22 protein-coding genes are annotated in these 25,088 nt (G+C 62.3%); 2 read left to right on the top strand and 20 right to left on the bottom strand.

Annotated features, from left to right (window positions below):
- Window positions 1-147: 147 nt before the first annotated feature.
- The 3 genes from PQG80_RS02390 to PQG80_RS02380 all read right to left on the bottom strand — a co-directional run bounded on the left by PQG80_RS02390 (window position 148) and on the right by PQG80_RS02380 (window position 3,178).
- Complete coding sequence (locus PQG80_RS02390) at window positions 148-1,689, bottom strand: gamma-glutamyltransferase family protein (protein ID WP_271749920.1); 1,542 nt, start codon at window positions 1,687-1,689, stop codon at window positions 148-150.
- A 71-nt stretch (window positions 1,690-1,760) separates the two neighbouring features.
- On the bottom strand, window positions 1,761-2,660 hold the full coding sequence (locus tag PQG80_RS02385; RefSeq protein ID WP_271749521.1) for a helix-turn-helix domain-containing protein: 900 nt from the start codon (window positions 2,658-2,660) through the stop codon (window positions 1,761-1,763).
- Window positions 2,661-2,803: 143 nt separating this feature from the next.
- On the bottom strand, window positions 2,804-3,178 hold the full coding sequence (locus tag PQG80_RS02380; RefSeq protein ID WP_271749520.1) for a cupin domain-containing protein: 375 nt from the start codon (window positions 3,176-3,178) through the stop codon (window positions 2,804-2,806).
- A 194-nt stretch (window positions 3,179-3,372) separates the two neighbouring features.
- Between PQG80_RS02380 and PQG80_RS02375 the strand changes: the two genes are divergently transcribed.
- Window positions 3,373-4,659 carry a hypothetical protein gene (locus PQG80_RS02375; RefSeq protein WP_271749519.1) on the top strand — a complete coding sequence of 429 codons (1,287 nt, stop codon included), beginning with the start codon at window positions 3,373-3,375 and terminating at the stop codon, window positions 4,657-4,659.
- Window positions 4,660-4,751: 92 nt separating this feature from the next.
- On the opposite strand, the gene PQG80_RS02370 is transcribed toward PQG80_RS02375, so the two are convergent.
- The 17 genes from PQG80_RS02370 to PQG80_RS02290 form a co-directional block, all read right to left on the bottom strand.
- Complete coding sequence (locus tag PQG80_RS02370; RefSeq protein WP_271749518.1) at window positions 4,752-6,422, bottom strand: AraC family transcriptional regulator; 1,671 nt, start codon at window positions 6,420-6,422, stop codon at window positions 4,752-4,754.
- The gene (locus PQG80_RS02365) at window positions 6,397-7,398 is read right to left on the bottom strand and encodes an ABC transporter substrate-binding protein (protein ID WP_271749517.1); all 1,002 of its coding nucleotides are present in this window, start codon (window positions 7,396-7,398) and stop codon (window positions 6,397-6,399) included. Before PQG80_RS02365 ends, PQG80_RS02370 begins: the two co-directional genes overlap by 26 nt.
- A gap of 238 nt (window positions 7,399-7,636) precedes the next feature.
- Window positions 7,637-8,500, bottom strand: a complete 864-nt coding sequence (locus PQG80_RS02360) for a hypothetical protein (protein ID WP_271749516.1) — start codon at window positions 8,498-8,500, stop codon at window positions 7,637-7,639.
- A 264-nt stretch (window positions 8,501-8,764) separates the two neighbouring features.
- A complete protein-coding gene (locus PQG80_RS02355; RefSeq protein ID WP_271749515.1) occupies window positions 8,765-10,288 on the bottom strand; it encodes a DHA2 family efflux MFS transporter permease subunit in 1,524 nt (507 codons plus the stop codon).
- A complete protein-coding gene (locus PQG80_RS02350) occupies window positions 10,281-10,733 on the bottom strand; it encodes a MarR family winged helix-turn-helix transcriptional regulator (protein ID WP_271749514.1) in 453 nt (150 codons plus the stop codon). The genes PQG80_RS02355 and PQG80_RS02350 overlap by 8 nt, the downstream gene beginning before the upstream one ends.
- Before the next feature lie 210 nt (window positions 10,734-10,943).
- Window positions 10,944-11,936: a signal recognition particle-docking protein FtsY gene (gene ftsY, locus PQG80_RS02345; protein ID WP_271749513.1), complete on the bottom strand. Its 993-nt coding sequence runs from the start codon at window positions 11,934-11,936 to the stop codon at window positions 10,944-10,946.
- A gap of 74 nt (window positions 11,937-12,010) precedes the next feature.
- Window positions 12,011-15,586 (bottom strand): chromosome segregation protein SMC, encoded by a 3,576-nt coding sequence (gene smc / locus PQG80_RS02340; protein WP_271749512.1) that lies wholly within the window; start codon window positions 15,584-15,586, stop codon window positions 12,011-12,013.
- On the bottom strand, window positions 15,567-16,334 hold the full coding sequence (gene rnc / locus PQG80_RS02335) for a ribonuclease III (protein WP_271749511.1): 768 nt from the start codon (window positions 16,332-16,334) through the stop codon (window positions 15,567-15,569). The genes smc and rnc overlap by 20 nt, the downstream gene beginning before the upstream one ends.
- A gap of 139 nt (window positions 16,335-16,473) precedes the next feature.
- Window positions 16,474-17,715, bottom strand: coding sequence for a beta-ketoacyl-ACP synthase II (gene fabF, locus PQG80_RS02330; RefSeq protein ID WP_271749510.1), 1,242 nt, complete (start codon window positions 17,713-17,715; stop codon window positions 16,474-16,476).
- Window positions 17,716-18,088: 373 nt separating this feature from the next.
- Entirely contained in the window at window positions 18,089-18,322 is a 234-nt protein-coding gene (gene acpP / locus PQG80_RS02325; RefSeq protein WP_090117455.1) for an acyl carrier protein, read from the bottom strand.
- 131 nt (window positions 18,323-18,453) lie between these two features.
- On the bottom strand, window positions 18,454-19,206 hold the full coding sequence (gene fabG, locus PQG80_RS02320) for a 3-oxoacyl-[acyl-carrier-protein] reductase (protein ID WP_271749509.1): 753 nt from the start codon (window positions 19,204-19,206) through the stop codon (window positions 18,454-18,456).
- A gap of 85 nt (window positions 19,207-19,291) precedes the next feature.
- The gene (gene fabD, locus PQG80_RS02315; protein ID WP_271749508.1) at window positions 19,292-20,221 is read right to left on the bottom strand and encodes an ACP S-malonyltransferase; all 930 of its coding nucleotides are present in this window, start codon (window positions 20,219-20,221) and stop codon (window positions 19,292-19,294) included.
- Between the two features lie 23 nt (window positions 20,222-20,244).
- Window positions 20,245-21,231, bottom strand: coding sequence for a beta-ketoacyl-ACP synthase III (locus PQG80_RS02310; protein WP_271749507.1), 987 nt, complete (start codon window positions 21,229-21,231; stop codon window positions 20,245-20,247).
- Between the two features lie 11 nt (window positions 21,232-21,242).
- Window positions 21,243-22,232 carry a phosphate acyltransferase PlsX gene (gene plsX / locus PQG80_RS02305; protein WP_271749506.1) on the bottom strand — a complete coding sequence of 330 codons (990 nt, stop codon included), beginning with the start codon at window positions 22,230-22,232 and terminating at the stop codon, window positions 21,243-21,245.
- Window positions 22,229-22,813, bottom strand: a complete 585-nt coding sequence (gene fapR, locus PQG80_RS02300; protein WP_271749919.1) for a transcription factor FapR — start codon at window positions 22,811-22,813, stop codon at window positions 22,229-22,231. Before fapR ends, plsX begins: the two co-directional genes overlap by 4 nt.
- A 107-nt stretch (window positions 22,814-22,920) precedes the next feature.
- On the bottom strand, window positions 22,921-23,094 hold the full coding sequence (gene rpmF, locus PQG80_RS02295; protein ID WP_271749505.1) for a 50S ribosomal protein L32: 174 nt from the start codon (window positions 23,092-23,094) through the stop codon (window positions 22,921-22,923).
- Window positions 23,095-23,160: 66 nt separating this feature from the next.
- Entirely contained in the window at window positions 23,161-23,685 is a 525-nt protein-coding gene (locus tag PQG80_RS02290; protein ID WP_271749504.1) for a YceD family protein, read from the bottom strand.
- 155 nt (window positions 23,686-23,840) lie between these two features.
- Between PQG80_RS02290 and PQG80_RS02285 the strand changes: the two genes are divergently transcribed.
- The gene (locus tag PQG80_RS02285; RefSeq protein ID WP_271749503.1) at window positions 23,841-25,076 is read left to right on the top strand and encodes a nucleotidyltransferase; all 1,236 of its coding nucleotides are present in this window, start codon (window positions 23,841-23,843) and stop codon (window positions 25,074-25,076) included.
- Window positions 25,077-25,088 lie beyond the last annotated feature (12 nt).

Below are 25,088 nucleotides of genomic sequence, written 5' to 3'. Positions count from 1 at the left end.
TCCCTAATGGCTGCCTCCCTCCAGCTCCGACACCCCGCCAGAACTCTCGTGTTATATATATGTAATATTACATAACTCAATTTAACGTCAAAAAGGACCTCCTCGCGGAGATCCTTTACCGTGGATGCGCCTTAACTTCGGCGAATTTTACCAAGCGGCGATATGTCCGTCCGTTCGCGGCTCCGTGCCGCCGACCAACACGCCCGCATCCGTGCGCCATATCATCTGCCCCCGGCCGAAAGCGCCGGCGCTTCTCCCCCACCTCGCGTCGTGCCCTCGTCTGACGAGCTGGTCGAACAAGTGGCGCGGCGTCGCGTGCTCGAACTCGACCGTCTTGCCTTCCAGCCACTGCCACCTTGGCGCGTCCAGCGCCGCTTGCGGATTCAACCCGAAGTCGATGGCATTCATCACCACCTGCACATGGCCCTGCGGCTGCATGAATCCGCCCATCACGCCGAATGGGCCGACGGGCGCGCCGTTTTTGCCCAAGAAGCCCGGGATGATCGTATGATACGGCCGTTTCCCCGGCTGCAGGACATTGTCGTCTGCGGGATCGAGCGAAAATCCGCAGCCCCGGTTGTGCAGCGCAATGCCGGTGCCCGGAACGACCAGACCCGAGCCGAAGCCCATATAATTGCTCTGGATGAAAGACACCATATTGCCTTCCCGGTCTGCCGTGCACAGATAGACCGTTCCGCCCCGCCGCGGCTTACCCGGCCCCGGCGCCATCGCTTCGCGGCCGATCAGTCCGCGGCGCTCCCGGGCGTACGCGTCGGACAGCAGCTCCGCTGCCGACACCGACATCGCGCCCGCATCGGCGATATACGCTTTGCCGTCCGCATATGCGAGCTTCATCGCTTCCAGCTGCAAGTGCAGCGTATCCGCCGTATCGCGCTCCGCGAACTCGAATCCCTTTAGAATGTTCAAGGCCAGCAGCGCCGTCAGTCCGCTGCCGTTGGGCGGCAGCTCCCATACGTCGTATCCGCGATAGTCGATCCGGATCGGCTCGACCCATTCCGGCCGGTAGGCGGCCAGGTCTTCCAAACGTAAAAAACCGGCGAATCGCCGGGAAAAACCGTCGATCGCCTCCGCCAGCTTGCCGCGGTAGAACGATTCGGCGTTCGTCTCCGCTATCGCCTGCAGGGTGCGGGCATGATCGGGCAGCTTCTGGATGTCGCCGATTGAAGGACCGATGCCGTCAGGGGCAAACGTGCGAAACCATTCGGCGAATTCCGGACCCTTCAGGAGTCCGCCGTAATGCTGCGCCGCTCCGCGCCAGTAACTGCCGACGACCGGAGAGATCGGAAATCCCTCCTCGGCGTAGCGAATGGCCGGCTCTAACGACTGGGCAAGCGGCAGCCTGCCGAACTTCTCCGCCAGCGAAGCCCATGCCGCCGGAGCGCCAGGCACCGTCACCGGGGCGAAGCCGGTCTTCGGCATCGCGTCGAAGCCCGCCTGTCGCAGCGACTCGATCGACAGCTTGGCCGGCGCGGGACCGCTTGCGTTGAGACCGTGCAGCTTGCCTTGGCTCCATACCAAGGCAAAAGCGTCGCCGCCGATGCCGTTGGAAGTGGGCTCTACGACGGTCAATGCGGCCGCGGCCGCAATCGCCGCGTCGATAGCGTTCCCGCCCCGCTGCAGCATCTCGAGGCCTGCCTGGGCGGCCAGCGGCTGCGAAGCGGCAACCATCCCGTTCCGCGCGTAGACGGCCGAGCGGCGGGAGGCATAAGGCTCGTTCAAAGGATCGAAATGCAACGGCGTCACCTCCGATTTTCAGACCGGTTCGCTTTCCTGTACTCGTTCGGCTTTAAGCCCGTGTTGCGCTTGAACGCTTTTCCGAAGCTCCGATGAAGCGAAAACCCGACTTCCTCCACGATTTCCTGGATGGACATATCCGTTGAAACAAGCAAATTTTTGGCCACTTCAACCCGCGTATCGATTTGCTTCCGCTTGAAGGTCGTGCGATATTTCTCCAGCAGAATGCGGTTCGTCTGTCTGACGCTGAGATGCAATACGCCGGCCAAATCTCCGATGGTCAGCGGTTCCTTGTACCGGTCAAAAAAATCATCGATCAGGGTCTCCCTCAGATCGTCTTTGGTCAAAGGAGAAAAAAGCGAATCCAGCGAATGACCCGGCTCGACTTCCCTAATGATCTCGAGGAGCATCAGCGTCAGCAGACTCTGTATCCGGGTCGCATATCCGAGGGGGCGCGCCTTCATTTCCGATTGGATCTCGCCGATCCATTGACGCTGGCGTCCCGCATCCGTTCGGAATTCGTAAGTCAAATGATGGAGGATAGAGAGAATCTCCCGGGATTCGGCCTCGTTCGCGGAGGGAGACCGCCGCTGGATCGGACGAAACGAGAAGCGAAAACAGGAACGGACCAAGGGATCCTTCCGGTTAAGGCGGATCGCGTGATAGACGCCCGGGCCGATGATATGCCACGCATTCGGCAGCAGCGGTTGCTCGGCTTGTTCGACGATCAGCGTGCCGGAACCCCCGACGATGTACTGGACTTCATACAAGGCGTGATTGTGGCTCTCGATGTCCCGATTCCCCGCCACGGGCAAAATGCCCCGGTCGTACCAGACATCGAATTCCAGATTGCCGATCGTCACCTTGACATTGACGTGCTCTTCATCCATATCCGCTAACGGCAACGTCCCTCTCCCCTTAGCTCCCGCATTTACCGTTATTTTAACTTACGGCAGCGCAAAAGGGTATGCATTTCCAGGGCATGCCAATGGCCGCCTGTACCGTTTTGCGGCATCGGGCGGCAAGGCGCGTGCGGGCGGACGGTGAACTATTCTTTCCGATGGATCGGCTTAAGCTTGGGCGGGTGGTCCGGGAAGTTGGCCACGCAGAAATATTCGAAATCCACTTCCGACGTGCACGTCACTTGATGGAAAGTATTGCGCGGAATATACACCACATCGCCGGATTTCACCTCGTACGACGCTTCTCCGAGCGTCAGGTCGGCAGCGCCTCCGACGATAAAATAAAGCTCCTCTTCGTCATCGTGATACCCGTACGCGGCGTTGCTGGATTGTCCCGGTCCGATGCGCACATAATTGCTGTTCAGCGTTTCCGCTTCTTCAACTTCCAAGAACGTAACGCCGTCTTCGTCGTATCCCTCCATGGTCGAAGGCGTTTTGACAAACGGTTTGATCAAACTCATGTCGATCCGCACCTTTCAAAAGTGTCTTGGCCGTGCCTCTTGAGTATAGGCACTTTTGATAGGGCGCGACATCACAAAACCGGACAAATTCCGCGTGGCGAATGTCCTTTTATGTGCTAGGAAGCGTTCGCCGGGTTCAGTACAATGGCCGTAAGCGCCGCAAGGCGGAAATCTGTTGCGCAGGAGGCATTCTTATGAAGTTCGGCGTCGCCAAAGAACTGATCACCCCCGACTGTCTGACCCCGATGGGAGGATACGGATCCTACTTCCGCAAGTATTTTCAAGGCATACACGACGATTTGTATGCGAGAGCGCTTCTTTTGGACGACGGAAAAAATCCTGTCCTTTTGATCGCCGTGGATCTGCTGTTTCATGACTATGCGCTGACCGGGAAGGTTCAGGACTATGCCGCGGCCGCGTTCGGGATGGACCGCGACAGCTTGTTTATCGCCTACAGTCATACGCATGGCGGGCCTTCGGTCGAAGGCTATGACGAGGCGAGCCAAGTGTCACCGGAATATGAAGCTTTTTTGTTCGAACGGCTGAAGTGTTTGATCCGCAGGGCGCTGCTCAACACGTTCGAAGGAACGTTGGCCTACGGCTTGGCCGAAGGGGATTGGAATATCAACCGCAGGAAGCTTCTAAACGGAAAGATCGTGAACGCTCCGAATCCGGAAGGCGGGAAAGACGACCGGTTGCAAATGCTGCGGATTAACGATCGGACCGGGAACATCAAGGCGGTTTTGTTTAATTATGCCTGCCATCCGGTAACCGTGCGGGACACGTTATATTTGTCCGGCGACTTTCCGGCACGCGTGTGCCACCTGCTCGAGGCGGAATATTTTGGCGCTACGGCGCTTTTCTTTCAAAGCGCCGGCGGCAATGCGCGCCCGAAAGCGACGGCCAAATTCGGTGAATTCATTACATGCGGTTATGACGAGATGAATGAAATGGCGATGGCGATGACGCAGAGCATCAAAGGCGCCGTCGCCCGGGAAGGGGCCTTCCGCCTGTTAGAACCCGAGCTTGAAGCGCGCCAGTTTCGCATCACGTTGGCGCTTGAGCCTTTTTCGAAGCAAAGGATCATAGCGGCTATCGAGGATGCGGAGGGATTTCCCGCGACCAAGCGCATTGCGGAGGACGTGCTGGCACGTTATGAGGAACTGCCGGACGCAATCTCTCTGCCGGCGGGCTTGATTCGCTTGGACGCGGATCACTACGTGGCCTTGCTCGGGGGCGAGCCCTGCTACGAGGTGATGCTTAAGCTTCAGGCTTCGCTTGGCGTCAAGCGGCTGCTGTTTATCGGATACTTGGATTCAAGCGCCTATATCCCGGACGACAAGATCATCGTGGAGGGCGGCTACGAAGCGGATGAATCCGCCTTGGAATACGGACTGAAAGGCGGCTTCCGGCCGGGGATCGACCGGAGCATTGCCGAAGCGTTCGCCCAATCCTTTTCTAGTTTATCGCGGGGAAAATAAGAGCTGGTGCCGGACGCCGCAATCGCAAGAAGCTATCGCAAGGCGATGATCCGACGCTTGAGACAGCTTCATTTCCTTTATCTACGCTAAGTTCAGCCGCAACCGAACCAGCGAGGGATCGCGGCGAGCGCGCGGCCCATCGGCTCTGCTGCGTATTCGTTCACGGGCGCTTCGAAATAATCGCAGCCCGATCCGAAGTGCACCTTCCCTTCCCTCACGGCAGGCAGGCTGCGCCATGACTCGGACCTGGCTAGACGCTCCCACTCGGCATCCGCAGCGGAATCGGAACCCCGATGGACGAGGATGCGATCCGCCCCGAAGCCGGACAGCTCCTCAGGCGTGACGGTTCTCGTCCAAGCGATGTCGCCCGTCTCGAGCCCCGCGGGTACGCCGAAGCCGAGATCGTCGTATAGCACGGTGCCCGCCCGGCGTCCGCACACCGAGATGCCTTGGCGTCCGACGATCACGAGTAGCGCAGCGTCGCGGCCGACGACCTGCGCGAGCCGTTCCCTGAGGTCCGCGGCATCGCGATCGTAGCGCCCGATCCAACGCTCTGCTTCGCCGGCATCGCCCAGAAACGCCCCCACCTGCCGAAGATGGCTGCGCCAATCCGCCTCCCAGTCCAAGAGCAGCGTAGGCGCGATATCCCGCAGCTTGTCCTGCTCGTCGGGCGGGATGAACGAGGCGATGCCTACGATCATGTCCGGACGCGCCGCCAGCAACGCTTTGCGGTTGAATTCATACTGGTGGCTGAGCTGGGCTTGGACTTCATACGCGTACCGTTTCCGGTAATAATCCGTCCAATATTGGTCCGTTGGAGCGGCGTACGGAATCGACCGGAGCGCCAGCAGTTGACCGAAGTTCGCCCAGCTGTACGCGGCGATCCGCCGCCTCTGGTTGCGCTGGTAGACGGCGGGCGCAATCCCCGTCTGCTTTTTGAACACGCTGCTGAAGTAGCTCTCGCTCGTATAGCCCACGCGATAGACGATCTCGCTCAGCGTCGGCCCGTCCGGCCCGCTCATGAGCCGCTTGGCGTCCCGGAGCCGCAGCTCCGCGCGGTACTCCATGACGCCTTTGCCGTATCGCTCCTTGAATTGCCTCATGAAATGGAATCGGCTTAAGCCCGCTATGGCAGCCAGATCGTCGATCGTCACGTCGCCCGCATAACGTCTCTCGAGCTCCGCAAGGGCGGCTTCGAGCGCCAGAGCAACCTGCTGTTCCCGACAGCTCAGCGACAGACTCAGCAGTTCGAGCAAAGCGGCCTCGCAGCGGAGTCGATCCGAGAGCGCGCCCGTCCTCCAGCCCGCGCTGATCGCGCCGAAGAGCTGACCTGCCGCCGAGGCGGAAGGCAGCTGCGCATACGGAGGGAACGGAAGTCGGTCGATCGCCGTCGCGCCGGGCTTGACCGCCTCTTCGCGCTGTCCCCTCCCGGGTACGGGCGGGAAAAACGCGTCGAACTCTAGCAGCAGCAGCTCTACCGGCGATCCTGCATAGTTGGTCAGCTCGATCAGTCTGCCGGCCCGGCAGACGAATAGCGCGCCGGGACGCAGCGCATGGGACCGTCCGTCGATCACCAACCGTCCGCCTTGCGCGTTGGAGAGCAGCAGCGCCGGCGATTTCGTCTCGATGAACCGCCTTTCCGTCGGCAGCGCCTGCGGCATCTCCCGGATCAGCTCGACATTCAGCAGCCGATAACAGAGCAGACCTGCAGCCTCGGGCTGCAGGTCGTTCCATCCGTTAAGCCTGCACATCGCGCAGAACATCGTCCATAATCCGGCCGCTGGCGATGGAGTTCAGGTTGAACCAGTATCCCGAATCCGCCTCGAACACTTGACCTGCCTTCACGGCCTTCAGCGTTTTCCATAGCGGGTTGTCCGCCGGCGGCGCGACGCGGCCGGGACCGGAGATGACGAAGATATAATCGACATCTTGGAGATCGGCAAGCTTCTCGATCGCATACGTCTCATAGTTGCCGACAAGTACGGGCGGTTGCTGGAATCCAAGCGCTTGATACAACGTGACGCCGCCGTAGAAGTTCGGGCCGAACAGCTTAAAGCTCTTGTCGTCGGCAGCCTGCAGCAGTACGGCCGTCTTAGCGGATGGCAGGTCGCCCAGCTTATCCTTGGCTTCCTTCAGCTTGCTGTCGTACTGCGCCAGCGCCTGCTGCGCTGCCGCTTCTTGGTTCAGCAGCGCGCCGAGCTTCTGAAGGTTGCCGCGCCAGTCCGCGCCGTTGTCGGACAGCACGAAGGTCGGGGCCACCTTCGCGAACTGCTCGTAGCTGCCTTCCGGCATGTAGGCGGATGACAGGAATACGATGAGATCCGGGCTGTAGGAGAGCGTCTCCTCGGGCTTCAGGCCATCGTCCATCTTGAGGACGGGGACATCGGCCAGCTTGTCCTGCAGATATTGCTGGGGAACGCCGCTCGCGCCCCATTGGGCTACCGGCTTGATGCCGAGGGCGGTCAGCGGATCCTCCAGGAACGGAGCGACGATGCGCTGCGGGTGGGCGGGCACCTTTACCTCGTGCCCTGCGGCGTCCGTCATGAGACGGTAATCCGCGGGTTCCCACGCAGACTGGGATGCGCTTGCTTCGGACGTACCGGCAGCGGGCTCGGTAACGGACGGAGCGGCGGGGGACGAAGCCGAGGACGAATCGTTGCCCGTGCTGCCGCAAGCAGCCAATAAAGCGAGCAGTAGAAGGAATGCAGGGAATGGCGTAAAGCGGATGCGCTTTTTCATGAGAAGAGGACCCCTATACAATTGATATTGATTATCATTCTTGAAGTAGTATAAACGGTTCAACCTCTGATGTGAATGGCGAATCGTGCTGTCTTTTCCCGGAGCGCCGCATTTTGGCTAGCTACGGCACGCCGACCGTGCAGCCACAATTGGAGCCATTGGCGACCGTCCCTTAGCCCGCAAAAAAAAGCATCCAGACCGCGAGGTTCATGGATGCTTTTCTCTTTTCCCAAACGATTCAGTACCGCTCCAGAATTTTTGTCGTTTTGAGCCCGTCCTGCGGCAGAAACCAACCCTCGGCGACCAGCTTGTTCTTCAAGGAATCCCGTCTTGCGGATGCCGCAGCATAGTCATCTTCCTTGAACGACGCTTCCACGAGATAATCGTAACCGCTGCCCGATGCCTTTTTAATCTCCCATACCTCGATGTAAAGCTCTTCTCCGCTCCATTCGCCGATCGACCGCTTGGCGCTGACCGGCCCGTATATATGAGCGTCGTGCAGGATATCCTCCGCCCAGTCGCCGGATTGCTCATTTTCCAGCTTGCCCGGCACGAGATCCTCCGCTAGCTCCCGGGAATCGCCGTTATCCGGCAGCTCCATGCCGTCGTATCCGTCAAGCTCCGTTTCCTTTTTGTTGCTGAAGCTGAGCGTCTGGGACGAGAAGCCCCAGTCGATCTGTGCCTCGTAATCCTCCTCTTCCGAATCGAAGCCATCGGCTGCGGCCGCGTTCAACGCCTCCTGAATGTTGCCGCCTGCTATCGGATAGCGTTTTTTATAGGTCACCTCGAATTCCTCGTCGCTGTCGGACTCCATCTTGCGGATGCGCACGTCCCAGCCTGCGCCGTTCAGGTCCAGCCCGTCGCTGTCCAGATACGCCACATTCATCTTTTCGACCGTGGACGGCATGTCGAATGCATTCAGCACGGCGCTCTTCAGCTTGTGGTCTGTCCCGAGCACGACGGACGGGTCCAGATACCATTTCACCTCGTAATCCGGCGTCGCCAGGCCCGCGGCATGAGCCGTACGCGCGCCCGACCAGCCGGACAGCAGCGCGCCCGTTCCGAGTACGGCGCATGCCAATAACAGTGCGCTTCTTTTCATTACTGTATCCCTCCTTCATAATGCTGCTCCGCTCAGCGGCGCCCTTTCGGCGCAGCGCCGGCGAAAGCGGCGTACTTCAACAATACCAAGGAATTATTCGGCGCGAATTCGGAACGCATTAACGGCAGATTAAGCGATATTCGGCATTTTCTTGCTTCCCATCGAATGCATCTATACTGAAGCTGCGGAATATGCGCGAAAAAGAAGCCGCCTCGCTGCCCGGGAACACCCCCAGACGCTAGACGGCTTTTTATTCGTTAACCATTAACGCGAAACTTGTGCGGAGGACTTGGACGCTTCCGCTTTGGCATTGCTGTCGGACTTCATGACTTCGTGATGCGGCTTGACCTTGCGGATGAAGAAGGCCAGCACCAGCGCGGCAACCGTGATCCAGGTGGCCACGACGAATGCATGCTGGATGCCGTACAAGGTCGCTTCCTTGCCGATCTCCACCAGCTGTGCGGCATTCGCCTTGTCGGTCGGATCGATGCCAGAAGCCTGCGTGAGCACCTTGCCTTCGTCTGCCGCCTTGTTCGTCATGATCGTGACGAGCAGCGCCGTGCCGAGCGCGCCGGCGACGTTACGCAGCGTCTGCGACATCGCCGAGCCGTGCGAGTTGAGCGTCTGCGGCAGCTGGTTCATGCCCGCCGTCTGGATCGGCATCATGAGCAGCGACATCCCGAACATCCGCGCGGAGTAGATCAGGATGATATGCATATACGACGAGTCCAGCGCGATCCGGCTCAGCTCCCACGTCGTGAACGCCGTGATGATGAGACCGATGACGGCCAGCCAGCGCGCGCCGATCTTGTCGAAGATCATGCCCGTGATCGGGGACATGATCCCCATCAGGATCGCGCCCGGCAGCAAGAGAAGGCCGGATTCGAGCGGCGTGAAGCCGCGAATGTTCTGCAGGTAGATCGGCATAAGCACCATCGCGGAGAACATCGCCATCGTGATGATGACGTTGATCACGGTCGTCAGCGAGTACATGTCGAATTTGAAAACGCGGAACTCGAGCAGCGGCTTCTTCGCGACGAGCTCGCGCCAGACGAACAGCACGAGCGCCACGGCGCCGACGGTTAAGCTGACGATAACTCGGCTGCTGTCCCAGCCGTCATTGCCCGCGTCGCTGAAGCCGTACAGGATGCCGCCGAATCCGAGCGTCGAGAATATGACGCCGAGCACGTCGAGCTTCGGCTTGGAGGTCTGCGTTACGTTCTTCATGGCAAACGCGCCGTAGATGAGCGAAAAGATCGCGAGAGGCAGAACGATGTAGAACAGGACGCGCCAGGAATAATGCTCGACGACCCAGCCGGACAGCGTAGGACCTATGGCCGGCGCGAAGATCATGGCCAGGCCCATCATGCCCATCGCCTTGCCTCGCTGTTCGATCGGGAATATCGTCAGGAACACGACCGACATGAGCGGCATCATGATGCCGGCGCCCACAGCTTGAATCAGGCGGCCGGTCAGCAGCGTGCCGAAATCGGGTGCGACAGCGGCCACGACTGTACCGGCGGTGAACAATCCCATGGCGACCATATACAGCTGTCGGGTCGAAAACTTAGAAATTAAATAGGCGGTAATCGGGATGACGACGCCGTTGACGAGCATGTAGCCCGTCACGAGCCATTGGATCGTATTGGATCCGATCTCGAGGTCCGTCATCATTTTCGGCAGCGCGACATTCAGCAGCGTCTGGCTGAGCAGCGCGACGAACGCGCCGATAAGCAGCGAGGCGACGATCGGGCCTCTTCTTAGGGTGGATACGATGGCATTACTCATCTTTATTTTCCTCTCTCGCTCTGTGTAATATTTGCACGATGCGTCCATGGATGCGCAGCAAGTCGCTTATATCTTCTTCGCCGAGCTCGTTAAGCGGCTCCAGCATCATTTTACGCCGTTCGTCGATCTTTACCCACAACGCCTCGCCTTCCGGCGTCAGCCGCAGCGCGATGGATCTACGATCGTTCTCAGGGCGCTCCCGCGAGACCAGCTTGGCCTTGACCATCCGTTCGACGATGCCGCTCGCGGTGCTTGGACCCACGAACAGGCATTCGGCGAGCTCCGAGAGGCTCATCTGCGGCTTGCCCCTTAGCGACTTCATCACGAGCAGTTGAATCGGCGTAACGCCCAGATGCTGTCCGGCTCGCTGCATCGATTGGTAAAAAGACTGATTGACTTCTCTGAACGAATTGAATAACTCGGAAATTAACGATTGATCGCCCATCTCCCTCCCCCTTGTCTCCAAAAAAGATTTGAACGATTTTCGTGCAAATGATTGCTTAACAAATAATTCGCATACGAAGTATATTAGTACAGCTGGCTTTTTTGGTCAAACCTTATTTTTGCCCAAAAACAAAGAAAATCCGCAGTCAGCCGCCCTGAGGGCTGCTGCTGCGGTCGGATGTTCACAGTATTCCGCGGTGACGCCTTATTACTATTCGGCGGCCGGCTGTTCTTCCGCCAGGCCTGCGAATAGCGCATGCACGAACTGCTCGGCGTCGAATTGCTGCAGGTCGTCCATTTTCTCGCCGAGTCCGACGAACTTGACCGGCAGCGACATTTCCCGCCGGATCGCGATGACGATGCCGCCCTTGGCCGTACCGTCGAGCTTGGTCAGCACAAGACCGGAAACGCCGCTCTTCTCGCCGAACAGCTTGGCCTGCTGAAGCGCGTTCTGCCCCGTCGCCGCGTCCAGCACGAGCAGCGTCTCATGCGGCGCGCTTGGGATCTCCCGCTGGATGACGCGATAGATCTTGGACAGCTCCTCCATCAGATTCGCCTTATTCTGCAGGCGACCGGCCGTATCGCACAGCAGGACATCCACGCCGCGCTGCTTGGCCGCCTGGACGGCGTCGTACATGACCGCCGCCGGATCGGAGCCGGCCTGCTGGCTGATGACTTCGACGCCGACGCGCTCGCCCCATACCTGCAGCTGCTCGATTGCGCCCGCGCGGAACGTGTCGCCCGCGGCCAGCAGCACCTTTTTGCCCTCTTGCTTGAACCGGTGGGCGAGTTTGCCGATCGTCGTCGTCTTGCCGACGCCGTTGACCCCGACGAACAGAATGACCGTAATGCCCCCCGGGTTCATCTTAAGCTGCGAGGATTCGCCGCTCTCGGTCAGCAGCCCCACCAGCTTCTCGGAGAGGATCGGCTGCAGCTCGGACGGCTGCTCGATACGCCGCTTCTTCACTTCGTCGCGCAGGTCCTCGATCAGCTCCATGACCGTGTTGACGCCAACGTCGGCGCCGATCAGAATCTCCTCGAGCTCCTCGAAAAAAGCTTCGTCGATCTTTTTGCGCCGGGTGAACAAATCGGTCACCTGGCCGACAAAGGCGTCGCGCGTCTTGGCGAGACCTTCCTTAAACTTATTCGTTACCGTCTCCGTTTTCGAGGCGATGCTTTCTTTCAGTCGTTTGAAAAAACTCATTCTTCATTCCTCCTGCGGGGCTCCCGTCCGCTCGCGCGTTGACGCAGCCCGCTATCGATATCGCCCGCTTGGCCTTATGCCGTCGCCTCGGCGGTAAACGCTTCGCTCTCCTCCAGCTTGACGGAGACGAGCTTGGACACGCCGCCTTCCTCCATGGTCACGCCGTACAGCATGTCCGCTTCCTCCATCGTGCCCTTGCGGTGCGTCACGACGATGAACTGCGTCAGCTCGGAAAATTCGCGCATATAGTGCGCGTACCTGGCCACGTTTGCCTCGTCCAGCGCGGCCTCGACCTCGTCGAGCACGCAGAACGGCACCGGCTTCACGTTCAGAATCGCGAATAGCAGCGCGATCGCCGTCAGCGCCCGCTCCCCGCCGGACAGCAGCTGCAGATTCTGTAGCTTCTTGCCGGGCGGCTGCGCGACGATCTCGATGCCCGTATCGAGCGGACGTTCGGGCTCGCTCAAGATCAAGTCCGCCCGTCCGCCGCCGAACAGCTTGGAGAAGACGACGACGAAGTGGCCGCGGATCTGGTCGAACGTCGTGCGGAACCGCCTCGACATCTCCTCGTCCATTTCGTGGATGATCGCGTGCAGCTTGCTTTTGGCTTCCATCAGGTCGGTTTTTTGCGCGTCCAGGAATTCATAGCGTTCGCTCACGCGCTTGAACTCTTCGATCGCGCCTAGGTTGACCTCGCCGAGCAAGGTGATCTTGCGCTTCAGTTCGCGCACCTCGTTCTGGGCGGCGGGCACGTCTTCTGGAACCGCGTACTTTTCCTTGGCCCATTCGTAGCCGATCTCGTATTCCTCGCTCAGCTTGCGAAGCAGGTTGTCGAGCTCAACGTCCATCCGGTTCGTGGCGATCTCCGCCTGACGCAGCTGGTCCTCGACTTGGCGCAGCTGGTTGCGCTGCTCCCGCGTCTCGTTTTCCTTGCGCTCGAGCTCGCGCTGCCGCTGCGCCCGGTCTGCGCGGCGGAACTCGATTCCCTCGGTGTATTCTTTTTTGGCCAGACGCAGCGCGTTCAGCCGTTCGCGCTGTTCGTTCTGCTCCGCGGCCGTCCGCTCCGTATCCGCCGCGTTCTGCGCGAGCGTCTCCTTCAACTGGCGGGACTCCGCCGTTAACCTTAATTCTTCGCCGCGGTGCCTGCCGACCTGATCGGCGATGGACGCGCGCTCCTGCTCCATGCGCGCGATCGACACCTTCAGCTCGGTCAGTTGCGACTGCAGCTCTTCCTTCGCGCTCGCGCTGCGCCGCTTGAGCTCCTCCGCCTCGCGGATGGCGCGCGACAGGCTCTCCTCCTCGGCGGCATGCTTCGCGAGCCGGGCTTCGGCCTCCGCGCGGGCGGCGGCCAGCTCGGCCTTCTCCCGGCCGAGCCCGCCTTCGTCGCCGCCGACGGCGGCCAGCTGGGACTCGAGCTGCTCGCGCTCCTCCTTGTGCCGCTGCCGCTGCGCGGCTGCCTGCTGCTCTTCCATGCGGGCACGCTCGCCGGATTCGCGGAGTTGCTCGATGTTTTGCTGCGCCAGGGACAGCTCCTTTTTCAGGTCGTCGAATTCGGCGCGCACCTTGATCCGGGCCTGCTCCGCGGCCTTGATTTCCTTCGCCAGCTCCTCGAGCTGCCGCTGGCGGCCGAGCAGGTTGGACGACTTGCGCGCCAGGCTGCCCCCGGTCATCGAGCCGCCCGCATTGACGACGTCGCCCTCGAGCGTCACGACCCGGTAACGGTACTGCAGACGCGAGGCGATCCGGTTCGCATGCTCCAGCTTCTCCGCGATCAGTACGTTGCCGAGCATGCTGCCGACGATGCCCGCGTACCGAGACTCAAAACTCACGAGCTCGGACGCGACGCCGACGAATCCCTCGGACTCCGCGACGATCCGTCGGTCGCTGTCCCCGACGTTGCGCGGCTTGATGACGTCCAGCGGCAGGAACGTCGCGCGTCCCGACTGCCGCTGCTTCAGGTAGCCGATCGCGGCGCGCGACGTCGATTCGTTTTCCATGACGATATTCTGAAGCGCCGCGCCGAGCGCGGTCTCCACCGCGACCTCCAGGTGGGCCGGCACGGTCACGAGCTCCGCCACCGCGCCGTGCACGCCATGCAGATGGCCGCGCTTGGCCGCCTTCAACACCTCGCGTACGCCGTGCTGGAAGCCGTCATAATCGTTGGCCAGCTCCGCGATCGTATCGCGCCGCGACACGAGCGCCTCGCGCTTCTGGTCCCACCGCCGCCCTTCGCCCTGGATCTCCTCGAGCTTGCGCTGCAGCTCGGTCGCGCGCGCGCCTTCCGAGATATAGCGATCCCTCGCCCTGGCGACCTCCTCGGCGCAGACGGCTGCCCGCTGCTCGAGCTCCGCGCCCCGCAGCTTCAGCGTCTCGCGCATCTCCTCCAGCTTAGCGCGCTCTCCCGCGGTGCGCGCGGACTTCCGCGCCAGCTCCTCGCGCTGCTGCTCGCAGTATCGAATATCGTTGCGCGCCTGGGCCATCGCGTTCATCGTCTCGAACAGATCGGTCTTCAGCCGCTCTTCGGCATCCTCGCTGCCGTCGACGATCGCCAGCTTCATTTCCTCTTCGCGCAGCTTCGAGCCGAGCGCAGCCAACTCGCCTTCGACCTCTGCGCTGCGCGCCGCGAGCTTCTGGCCCTCGGCCGTAGCCAGCGTCAGCCGCTCGGTCGCGAGCTGCAGGCTCTCCTCGAGCTGCGTACGCCCGCGCGCCAGATTGGCGAGCCGCTCCGCCAGCAGCTCGCCGTAGCCCTCGCTTTTCTCCGTCTCCTCGGTCGTGCGGAGCAGTTCGTCCTGCAGACGTTCCAGCGCCTCCTCCAGACGTTGGAGCGCCTGGCGTTCCTCTTCGAGCTGCGCGTCATGCGCGGACACGACCGTAGCGAGCTCGAGCTGCTCCTTGCGCAGGCGGTCGAGCTTGCCGTTCGTTTCCGCCCACGTCTTGTGCACGGTATCGATCTGGTGCACGTACAGCGCGATTTCCTTGTTTTTCAGCTCTTCCTTCAGCAGCTTGAACGATTCGGCCTTGGCCGCCTGCTTGCGCAGCGGCTCGACCTGGCTCTCCAGCTCCACGACGAGATCGTTAATCCGCAGCAGGTTGCCCTCGGTATCCTCGAGCTTGCGCTGCGCTTCCTTTTTGCGCGACTTGTACTTGACGATGCCGGAAGCTTCCTCGAAGATGCCGCGCCGATCTTCGGATCGCGTGCTCAGAATCTCCTCGATCCGCCCTTGGCCGATAATCGAATATGCTTCCTTGCCGATGCCGGTATCCATGAACAGCTCGGTGATATCCTTCAGCCGGCAAGGCTGCTTGTTGATCAGATATTCGCTGTCCCCGCTGCGGTGGACGCGGCGGGTGACCGTAACCTCGGCGAAATCGAGCGGCAGCGCCTTGTCGCTGTTATCCAGCGTCAGCGACACCTCGCCGAAATTGACCGCCTTGCGGGCGTCGCTGCCGGCGAAGATGACGTCCTGCATATTGCCTCCGCGCAGGCTCTTGGCGCTCTGTTCCCCGAGCACCCAGCGGATGCCGTCGGAGATATTGCTCTTGCCGCTGCCGTTCGGTCCGACGACCGCCGTGATGCCGCGCCCGAATTCGAGCTGCGTGCGGTCGGCGAACGACTTGAAGCCGGCGAGCTCAATGCCTTTCAGATACATGGGGATCCCTCACCTTTGGTCTCTCGCTGCCTGCGGCCGCGCCGCCGCCCGTCTCCGCGTCGCTCCGCAGCTGGCGCAGCGCCTGCGCCGCCGATTGCTGCTCGGCTTCCTTCTTGGAGCGGCCTGCGCCTTGGCCGAGCGGGCGCTCGCCGATGCGGACCTCCACGACGAACTCACGGTCATGCGCCGGTCCGCGCTCCTCCAGAATCCGGTAGTCCAGCGTCCCCAGCCCCAGATGCTGCACGCGCTCCTGCAGCTCGGTCTTGTGATCCTTGATCGGCGCCTGTCCTTCCTTGGGCAGATGGGCGAATAGATGCTCGCCCAGGAACCGGTTCACCTCGGCCAACCCCTGATCCAGGTACAACGCGCCGACGAACGCCTCGAAGGCATCCGCCAGCAGGGACGGACGGCTCCGGCCGCCCGTCTGCTCCTCCCCTTTGCCGAGCAGCACGACCTGCCCGAATTCGAGCGCCTCGGCAAAACGGACAAGCGACGGCTCGCAGACGATGGCAGCTCTAAGACGGGTGAGCTCGCCCTCGGGACGATCCGGATACATCCGGTACAGCGCTTCCGAGACGGTCAACTGCAAGACGGCGTCCCCGAGAAATTCAAGTCGCTCGTTGTGCTCTACGCGCGAGCCGCGCTGCTCGTTCACGTAGGACGTATGGGTAAAAGCCTGTCGCAGCAGCGCGACGTTCCGGAACCGTACGCCCGCCCTCTCCTGCAGCCGGTTCATGACTTCGCTCATGCTCGGCATCCTCCTTCGATCGATCCGCCGCCAGCTCGGCATCGCGATGCTTGTCCGCTCGGACGCGCTGGGGGACCGTCTTCTCGTTTAGAAAAAACGCAGGCGGCACGCCGCCTGCGTCATGGCCGATCGCTTACTGTCAGGCCTCGTATTTGCGCAAAATGACCGTGGCGTTGTGTCCGCCGAAGCCGAACGAATTCGACAGCGCCACCTTCACGTCCGCCTTGCGCGGTACGTTCGGAATATAATCCAGATCGCACTCCGGGTCCTGGTTGTCGAGATTGATCGTCGGCGGGAGCACTCCGTTCTGGAGCGCGAGCCCGACGATGACGGCTTCGACGCCGCCGGCCGCGCCGAGCATGTGTCCCGTCATCGACTTGGTCGAGCTGACGGCGAGCTGCTTGGCGTGATCGCCGAACGTGCGCTTGACCGCCTCGGTCTCGGACTTGTCCCCGACCGGCGTCGACGTGCCGTGCGCATTGATGTAGCCGATCTCTTCCGGCGCGATGCCGGCGTCCTTGATCGCGCGCGCCATGCATCGTGCCGCGCCGTCCGGGTCCGGCTCGGTCATGTGATGGGCGTCGCCGCTCATGCCGTAACCGATCACCTCGGCGTAGATGCGCGCGCCGCGCGCGGTCGCATGCTCCAACGATTCAAGGATGAGCACGCCTGCGCCTTCGCCCATGACGAAGCCGTCGCGGTCCGTATCGAACGGGCGGCTCGCCTTGTGAGGCTCGTCGTTGCGCGTGCTCATCGCCCGCATGTTGGAGAAGCCGGCCACCGCGATCGGGCGGATCGTCGCCTCGGCGCCGCCGCAGATCATGACGTCGGCGTCGCCGCGCTGGATCAGCTTGAACGAGTCGCCGATCGAATGCGTGCCGGTCGCGCAAGCCGTCACGGCCGTCGTGTTGGGGCCCTTGGCGCCCGTGACGATGGAGATCTGTCCGCTTGCCATGTTGGCGATCATCATCGGGATGAAGAAAGGACTGACGCGGCGCGGGCCCTTCTCCATGAGGATCGTATGCTGGTCTTCCCAGGTGCCGAGGCCCCCGATGCCGGAGCCTACGCTGACGCCGACGCGGTCGGCATCGGCGTTGACGCCGATCTCGAGCTTCGCGTCCTTCACGGCGCTGAGCGATGCCGCCAGGCCGAACTGCACGAAGCGGTCCATGCGGCGCGCTTCCTTCTTGTCGATGCCGTGCGCTTCGGGCTCCCAGTTCTTGATCTCGGCCGCGATCTTCGTCGGATAGTCGGCGGTATCGAACGCCTCGATCAGGCTGACGCCGGACTTGCCGGAGAGCAGGCTATTCCAGAACGTATCCAGATCCGTGCCCAGGGATGTTACGACTCCCATGCCGGTAACTACTACACGATGTGCCAAACCAACTTCACCTCTTCAGCCAAAGCGTAAACGGCTTCTCCGTCCTCTCGGACGGCGTCCGTCTCGCGTAGAATCCGGGCGATTCGGATGCGCGTGCATCCGGATCCCCGGAATGATCGGTATAAGCAAGATTCCCGCGGATGAGCTGCGTCCGTGCGCGCATCGGATCCCGTCATTTATTGCAGCGATTCGTCCGTCGGGAAGAATCGTTCTAATAAATACGGCGTCCGCCGCGACTCCAGCGCAGAGGCCCGCTGCAGGTAGCGACGGCCCGGGACCGTCCGCAAGCGGAAGGCCGCCGGGCCGCAGACCCAAAAATAGATTCATAATGCGGAGAAGTCCCGCTCTTCGAAGCGGGACCTTGTAAGATCAGTTAGGCATGAGATTGTATGTAATTTACGACTTCTCCCACCGTCGTGATCTTCTCTGCATCCTCATCGGAGATCTCCAAGTCGAATTCGTCTTCGAGTTCCATTACCAGTTCGACGACATCGAGAGAGTCGGCGCCCAAGTCATCCTTAAAGTTCGCTTCGTTGGTGACTTCGGCCTCTTCTACGCCCAGGCGTTCGACCACGATGCGTTTAACGCGATCATATACATCGGACATCCGGTTCACCTCCCTTTTGGTATTATACGAGATAGATGGACAAAAAGCCAGCGCGCAAACGGTTCCGCGAAAGCCCTTTATCCGATGCGCCGCACGCCCGCGGCACAGGCCGCCGGGGTACGGCAGCGCCGTTACATGTACATCCCGCCGTCGACGTGGATCGTCTGTCCGGTCATGTAGGAAGCGCTATCCGACGCCAGGTACAGCACGCTCTCGGCGATCTCCTCCGGACGGCCCATGCGGCCGAGCGGAATCTCCTTCAGCATCGCCTCGCGGATATCCGCCGGCAGCTTGTCGGTCATGTCCGTCTCGATAAAGCCCGGCGCGACCGCGTTGACGGTGATGCCGCGCGAAGCCAGCTCACGCGCGGCGGACTTGGTCAGCCCGATGACGCCCGCCTTGGCGGCGACGTAGTTGGCTTGTCCCGCGTTGCCCAACACCCCGACGACCGAGGAGATGTTGATGATGCGTCCGTAGCGCTGCTTCATCATCGGACGGGTCACCGCCTTGATGCCGTTGAACACGCCCTTGAGATTCGTCTCGATGACGGCGTCGAAGTCTTCTTCCTTCATGCGCATGATCAGGTTGTCCCGCGTGATGCCGGCGTTATTCACGAGAATGTCCAGCTTGCCGAACGCCTCGATCGCGCTTTGCACCATCGCCTCGAACTCCGCGGCCTTGCCGACGTTCGCCTGCACCAGGATCGCCTTGCGGCCGAGCGCCTCGATCGCGTCCGCCGTCTCCCGGGCGGCCGCTTCGCCACCCGCGTAGTTCACGGCCACGTCGCAGCCCGCCCCGGCCAGCGCGAGCGCGATGGCCCTGCCGATACCGCGCGACGCGCCGGTTACGAGCGCGGCTCTGCCGCTAAGATCAAACTCCGCCATATTAATACCCCTCTCGCGTTAGGCATAATCACTTCAGGCCGTATTCATTGCCGCAGCGTCCGCAGCCGGGCTCGGGCTTCGGCTTTTAGCCGAGCTCGGCCTCGTTCACGCCGGCGGCGCCGTTCACCGATATCGTGCGGACCGACTTGTCGATTTTCTTGATCAGCCCTGCCAGCACGGTGCCGGAGCCGATCTCCACGAACGTATCGACGCCCTGGCCGATCAGATAGCGGATGCTGTCCTCCCAGAGCACGGGAGAGACGACCTGCTCTACGAGCAGTTCGCGCAGCCGCGCGCCTTCGCTGACCGCGTCCGCCGTCACGTTGGCTACGACGGGCACCTCGGCATCGCGGAAGGCGACTTCGTCGAGCTTGGCCGAGAGCCTGTCGGCCGCCGGGCGCATGAGCGAAGAATGGAACGGCCCGCTGACGTCGAGCGGGATCACCCGTTTAGCGCCGGCTTCCTTCCCCCGCTCGACGACCGCCGCCACGCCTGCCGCCGTGCCGGACACGACGATCTGGCCGGGGCAGTTGACGTTGGCGAGCTCGACCTGGGCGCCGGAGGCCGATACGTCGCGGCAGAGCGCCTCGAGCGCCTCGCGCTCCGCGCCCAGCGTCGCCGCCATGGCGCCTTGGCCGCTCGGCACGGCCTCTTCCATGAACGAGCCGCGCGCGCGCACAAGACGGATCGCGTCCGCGAAGTCGAGGACGTTCGCCGCGACGAGCGCGCTGTATTCGCCGAGGCTGTGGCCGGCCACGTAGTCCGGCTTCACGCCGCGCGCCTTGAACGCCTCGAGCAGCGCCACGCTCGTCGCGAGCAGCGCGGGTTGGGTGTTGGCCGTCTGGCGCAGCGAATCCTCCGGCCCCTCGAAGCACAGCTCCGATACGGAGAATCCGAGCGCCCGGTCCGCCGCCTCGTAAACGCGGCGCGACGCTTCGAACGCCTCGGCGGCATCCTTGCCCATGCCTACCGCCTGCGCGCCTTGTCCTGGAAATACGAATGCGATTTTGCCCACGTGTGTCAGCCTCCTCTATTCCTTTACCAGACCAGCACCGAAGCGCCCCAGGTGAGCCCGCCGCCGAAGCCGACGAGCGCGATCGTGTCGCCTTCGCTCACGCGCCCATCCTCGACGGCCTCCGCGAGCGCAAGCGGGATCGAAGCCGCGGACATGTTGCCGTAGCGGTCCACGTTGATGACGCACTTCTCCGGGGACAGCTCGAGCCGCTCGAGCGAAGCTTGGATGATGCGGATGTTCGCCTGGTGCGGCACGAGCAGGTCGACCTCGGATTTGTCCACGCCCGCCTTGCGGAGCGCTTCCTCGGCCGCATTGCCCATGACGCGCGCGGCGAACTTGAACACCTCGCGGCCGTTCATCTCGATGAAGTGCCGCTTGCCGGCCACCGTATCCTCGGACGAAGGCTGACGCGATCCGCCGCCCTGAATGCGCAGATGCGGGCCGCCGGAGCCGTCCGCGCCGAGCTCGAACGACTTGAAGCCGCGTCCCTCGGGCACCGGTCCGATGACGACCGCGCCTGCGCCGTCGCCGAACAGCACGCAGGTGTTGCGGTCCGCGTAGTCGGTGATCCGCGACAGCGTGTCCGCGCCGATGACGAGCGCGTACTTGTAAGTGCCGAGCGCGATGAAGCCGGATGCGTTGGCGAGTCCGTAGATGAAGCCGGAGCAAGCGGCGGACAGATCGAACGCGGCGGCCTTCTTCGCGCCGAGCCGGTCCTGCAGGATGCAGGCGGTCGACGGGAAAAACATGTCTGGCGTAATCGTCGCTACGATAATCAGGTCGAGCTGATCCGCCGCGATGTTCGCCGACGCCAGCGCCTTGACGGCCGCTTCGTACGCCAGATCGCTCGTCGCCTCGTGCTCGGCGGCGATGCGGCGCTCGCGGATGCCGGTGCGGCTGACGATCCACTCGTCGTTCGTATCGACCATTTGCTCGAGCTCTTGGTTCGTCAGACGGCGCTCCGGCGCGTACTTGCCGATGCCGAGGACGCCTACGGGAATTCCATTCATCGTCTTCTCTCTCACTTTCCGCCGAATTCTTCGGCCAATGCAGGGATGAGTCCATTGTCGATCGCGGCTACCGTGTGGCGGATCGCATGCATCGTCGCGGTGGCGTCCGAGGAGCCGTGGCTCTTGACGATGAGGCCGTTCACGCCGAGCAGCGGCGCGCCATTGTATACCTTGTAATCCATCATCTTGCCGACGCGACGGAAATTCGGACGCAGCACGGCGGCCGCCAGCTTGGAGCGCAGGCTGCTGGTCAGCTCCTGCTTGAGCAGGCCGAACACCGTCTCGGCCGCGCCTTCGATCGCCTTGAGCAGGATGTTGCCGGAGAAGCCGTCGCAGACGAGCACGTCGCAGCTGCGGCCGAGCACGTCGCGCGCTTCGACGTTGCCGATAAAGTGGATCGGCGCCGTCTCCAGCAGCTCGAATGCGGCTTTGCTCAGCTCGTTGCCCTTGGCCGCCTCGGTGCCGACGTTCAGCAGCCCTACCTTGGGGCTGGCGAGTCCGTGCACCTTCTGTCGGTACATGCTGCCCATCAGCGCGTACTGCAGCAGATGCTCCGGCTTCGCGTCCATGTTGGCGCCCAGATCCAGCGTCAGCACGCCCTGGCCGTCCGTCGTCGGGAACAGCGAGGTTAGGCCGGGACGGTCGATGCCCTTCAGCCTGCCGAGCACGAGCAGCCCGGCGGCCATCAGGGCGCCGGTGTTGCCCGCGGAGATCATCGCGTCGGCCTGCCCTTCCTTCACCATCCGGGCCGCCACGTTCATGGAGGCGTCCGGCTTGCGCCGCACGGCGCGCACCGGCTCGTCGTCCGGCTCGATGATATCGGATGCCGGCACGATTTTTATATTAGAAGGCTTGCCCGCTCCGAGCAGCGGCTCCAGCGCTTCCGGCCGGCCGACGAGCAGCAGCTCCGCCTTCGGCCATTGGGCGGCCGCGGCCAGCGCGCCTTCTATCGTCGCCCGGGGCGCCTGGTCGCCGCCCATCGCGTCGATCGCGATTTTCATGCCTCTCCCGTCCCTTCCTCGTCCGCAGCCCGCGCGGAACGATAGATCACAAAGTTGCCCTGGAACACCATCTCGTCGCCGACGTAGGTGAACACCTCAACCTTCGCCTTGCCCTTCTGGGCGCCGCTCGACCGCACGTAGGCCTTGGCGATGCATTTCTCGCCGAGCCGTGCCGGACGGATGAAGCGGATGTCGGCGGAGGCGGTCAGCGCGATCTCGTCGTTGATGACGGCGACCGCGAGCGAGTTCGCCTGCGCGAACACGTGATGTCCGCGCGCGATGCCGCTGCGGGAGAAGACGTGCTCGTCCCGGATCTCGAACATCGAGATGCCGCTCTTGTCGAGCTGCAGATCGAGAATGTCCCCGATGATCTCGTGCAGCGGCAGCGACCGGACCGGGTCGTAGGAGCGCTCCGCCATCAGCTTGAGCCGCTCGCGCAGCTCCGGAATCGCAAGCTCCAGTCGGTCGAGCCGGATCGTCTGGATGCTGACCTTGAGCAGGCGCGTCAACTCGCGGTCGGTCAGGAACGGGTTCTCCTCGATGAGGCGGGCGAGCTGCTGATGGCGTTGCTTCTTGGGCATGCGTTCCATGGCGACACCGCCTTATATGTTCATACTGATACCTGGTGCCAATCCGACATAAAGAAAAACGCGCCTTGACGCTAGTCACGCCGGGACGCGTTATTTCATTATTGCTTGATGATTTCGCGGGATTTGTACGTGCCGCAAACCTTGCACACGCGGTGCGAGATTTTCAATTCTCCGCATTGTTCGCACTTAACCAAACCCGGAACGACCAATTTGAAGTGCGTCCGGCGCTTGTTTTTACGAGATTTGGATGTTTTTGCAAAAGGTACTGCCATGTTCCCACCTCCTTACCAGAGTCGAAAGCGAAAGCGGCCTTTATCGGCATTCCTATTTCGATGTCGTTATGAACGTTCGGAATCGAACCAGCCTTTGAGCGCCTCCAGCCTCGGATCGATCTTAATCGGCTGCGGCCGGTCGGGCTTGCCGTTCAGGTTTTCGCCGGTTTCCGGGTCGAGTCCCTTGCAGTCTTCGCTGCAAGTCTTCGACAGCGGCAGATTCAGCAGCAGTTCGTCCTGTAAATAGGGCCGAAGCTCCAGCCGGTCGCCGTGGAACGGCACGAAGTCCTCGTCGTCCTGTTCTCCGAGCGCCGCCACTTCCTGCGAGACTTGCTTGAAGCTCTCGGCGTACGGAATATGAAGCGGCTCTTCGAACGCGGTCAAACAGCGAACGCATGTCCATTCGAGATTGCAGTCAAGCTTGCCGGCCACCTTGACGAACTCGCCGGATGGCTCGGCCGTGACGTCCGCTTGGAGCGGACCGGCCGGACGTACGCCGGGCACCTGCGACAGCAGATCGGCGATGTCGATCGTCTCGCGCAGCTCGAGCTTGGTCTTGGCTGCCTTCAGTTCCTGTACATTGAGCAACATATTATCACTCCAAACAAACAAAAATAATTATAGACGCGCATAAGCGCTTTTGTCAACATTTAACGCGCTAAGCGGCAGCCGCAAGCGAATCGGGAAATCCCGTTCACTTCATGATATCATATCTGTAATTCACGCTTCAAAGGAGCTTCCCGCCCATGTCCACCGTCGGCCTCGTCGTCGAATATAACCCGCTGCACAACGGTCATCTCTATCATGTACAACAATCGCGGAAAATAACGGACGCGGATGCGGCCATCGCCGTCATGAGCGGTCACTTCCTGCAGCGGGGCGAGCCAGCGATCGCCGACAAGTGGGCGCGCGCCGAGATGGCCCTGCGCGCGGGCTGCGATCTCGTGCTGGAGCTGCCCGTCGCCTACAGCGCCCAGCCCGCGCAGTGGTTCGCCTACGGCGCGGTCGCCGCGCTCGCTGCGACCGGCGTCTGCGACGCCCTGTGCTTCGGCAGCGAGAGCGGCGACGCGGCGGCCCTCTCGCGCGTCGCCGACCGGCTGGCGGCGGAGCCCGAGAGCATGCGGCTGCGGCTGGGCGAGCTGTTGAAGGCTGGGCTGCCTTACCCGACCGCCTACGCCGATGCGGCGCGCGAGCTGCTCGCAGCGGAGGGCCAAGCGGACGCGGCATTCGGGCTGTCTCAGCCGAACCACACGCTAGGGCTCCATTACTTGCTGGCGCTGCGCAGGCTCGGCAGTCCGATCAAGGCCTACTCGATCCGCAGGGAAAAGTCGGACTACAACCAGGCTTCGATCACCGACGCGGCGATCGCGAGCGCGACGGCGCTTCGCAAGCTGATCGGCGAAGCGGGCGGCGCCCTGGACGGCCTCGCGCCCTACGCGCCGGCCGCCACGCTCGAGATATTGCGGCGGGAGGCCGCTGCCGGCAGGGCGCCGGTCGCCTGGGCGCACTTTGCCCGTCCGCTGTTCCATCTGCTCGGCTCGCTGCCCGCGTCGGAGCTGGCGGCTTATGCCGAGGTGACCGAGGGACTCGAGCACCGTATCAAGGGCGCGCTGCGCGAGCTGCGGTCGTGGCGGGTCGACGAGCTGCTCGACCTGCTCAAGACGAAGCGCTATACCCGCACCAAGCTGCAGCGGACGCTCGCCCGCATCCTGCTCGGACACCGCAAGGAAGATCTGGACGGCGAACGGCTGGCCGGCGGGGTCCAGTACATTCGCGTGCTCGGCTTTACCGCCCGGGGGCAGGCGCTGCTCAAGCGGATGAAAAAGACGGCTGCCGTGCCGGTCGTCCACTCCGCCGCGGACGGAGATTGGCCGTTTCTGGCGATGGACGCGCGCGCGACCGCGGTCTATGCCGCGGCCTTCGCCGCCGGGCGGCCCGCCGATGCCTGGCGCGACTACACGGAACCGCCGGTGCGGGTATAAGCGGGCTCTTCT

It is taken from the genome of Cohnella rhizoplanae, assembly GCF_948329515.1.
Classification (GTDB): Bacteria; Bacillota; Bacilli; order Paenibacillales; family Paenibacillaceae; genus Cohnella; species Cohnella rhizoplanae.
Note: the sequence above shows the minus strand (reverse complement) of the source record. Positions and strands in the feature narration are given on the sequence as shown.

Bases quoted from the DNA above. Each gene is read 5' to 3' on its own strand.
- PQG80_RS02390 (WP_271749920.1), bottom strand. From the start codon at position 1,689: ATGGTTGCCGCTTCGCAGCCGCTGGCCGCCCAGGCAGGCCTCGAGATG.
- PQG80_RS02380 (WP_271749520.1), bottom strand. From the start codon at position 3,178: ATGAGTTTGATCAAACCGTTTGTCAAAACGCCTTCGACCATGGAGGGA.
- PQG80_RS02375 (WP_271749519.1), top strand. From the start codon at position 3,373: ATGAAGTTCGGCGTCGCCAAAGAACTGATCACCCCCGACTGTCTGACC.
- PQG80_RS02370 (WP_271749518.1), bottom strand. From the start codon at position 6,422: ATGTTCTGCGCGATGTGCAGGCTTAACGGATGGAACGACCTGCAGCCC.
- PQG80_RS02365 (WP_271749517.1), bottom strand. From the start codon at position 7,398: ATGAAAAAGCGCATCCGCTTTACGCCATTCCCTGCATTCCTTCTACTG.
- PQG80_RS02360 (WP_271749516.1), bottom strand. From the start codon at position 8,500: ATGAAAAGAAGCGCACTGTTATTGGCATGCGCCGTACTCGGAACGGGC.
- PQG80_RS02355 (WP_271749515.1), bottom strand. From the start codon at position 10,288: ATGAGTAATGCCATCGTATCCACCCTAAGAAGAGGCCCGATCGTCGCC.
- PQG80_RS02350 (WP_271749514.1), bottom strand. From the start codon at position 10,733: ATGGGCGATCAATCGTTAATTTCCGAGTTATTCAATTCGTTCAGAGAA.
- ftsY (WP_271749513.1), bottom strand. From the start codon at position 11,936: ATGAGTTTTTTCAAACGACTGAAAGAAAGCATCGCCTCGAAAACGGAG.
- smc (WP_271749512.1), bottom strand. From the start codon at position 15,586: ATGTATCTGAAAGGCATTGAGCTCGCCGGCTTCAAGTCGTTCGCCGAC.
- rnc (WP_271749511.1), bottom strand. From the start codon at position 16,334: ATGAGCGAAGTCATGAACCGGCTGCAGGAGAGGGCGGGCGTACGGTTC.
- acpP (WP_090117455.1), bottom strand. From the start codon at position 18,322: ATGTCCGATGTATATGATCGCGTTAAACGCATCGTGGTCGAACGCCTG.
- fabG (WP_271749509.1), bottom strand. From the start codon at position 19,206: ATGGCGGAGTTTGATCTTAGCGGCAGAGCCGCGCTCGTAACCGGCGCG.
- PQG80_RS02310 (WP_271749507.1), bottom strand. From the start codon at position 21,231: ATGAATGGAATTCCCGTAGGCGTCCTCGGCATCGGCAAGTACGCGCCG.
- plsX (WP_271749506.1), bottom strand. From the start codon at position 22,232: ATGAAAATCGCGATCGACGCGATGGGCGGCGACCAGGCGCCCCGGGCG.
- fapR (WP_271749919.1), bottom strand. From the start codon at position 22,813: ATGCCCAAGAAGCAACGCCATCAGCAGCTCGCCCGCCTCATCGAGGAG.
- rpmF (WP_271749505.1), bottom strand. From the start codon at position 23,094: ATGGCAGTACCTTTTGCAAAAACATCCAAATCTCGTAAAAACAAGCGC.
- PQG80_RS02290 (WP_271749504.1), bottom strand. From the start codon at position 23,685: ATGTTGCTCAATGTACAGGAACTGAAGGCAGCCAAGACCAAGCTCGAG.
- PQG80_RS02285 (WP_271749503.1), top strand. From the start codon at position 23,841: ATGTCCACCGTCGGCCTCGTCGTCGAATATAACCCGCTGCACAACGGT.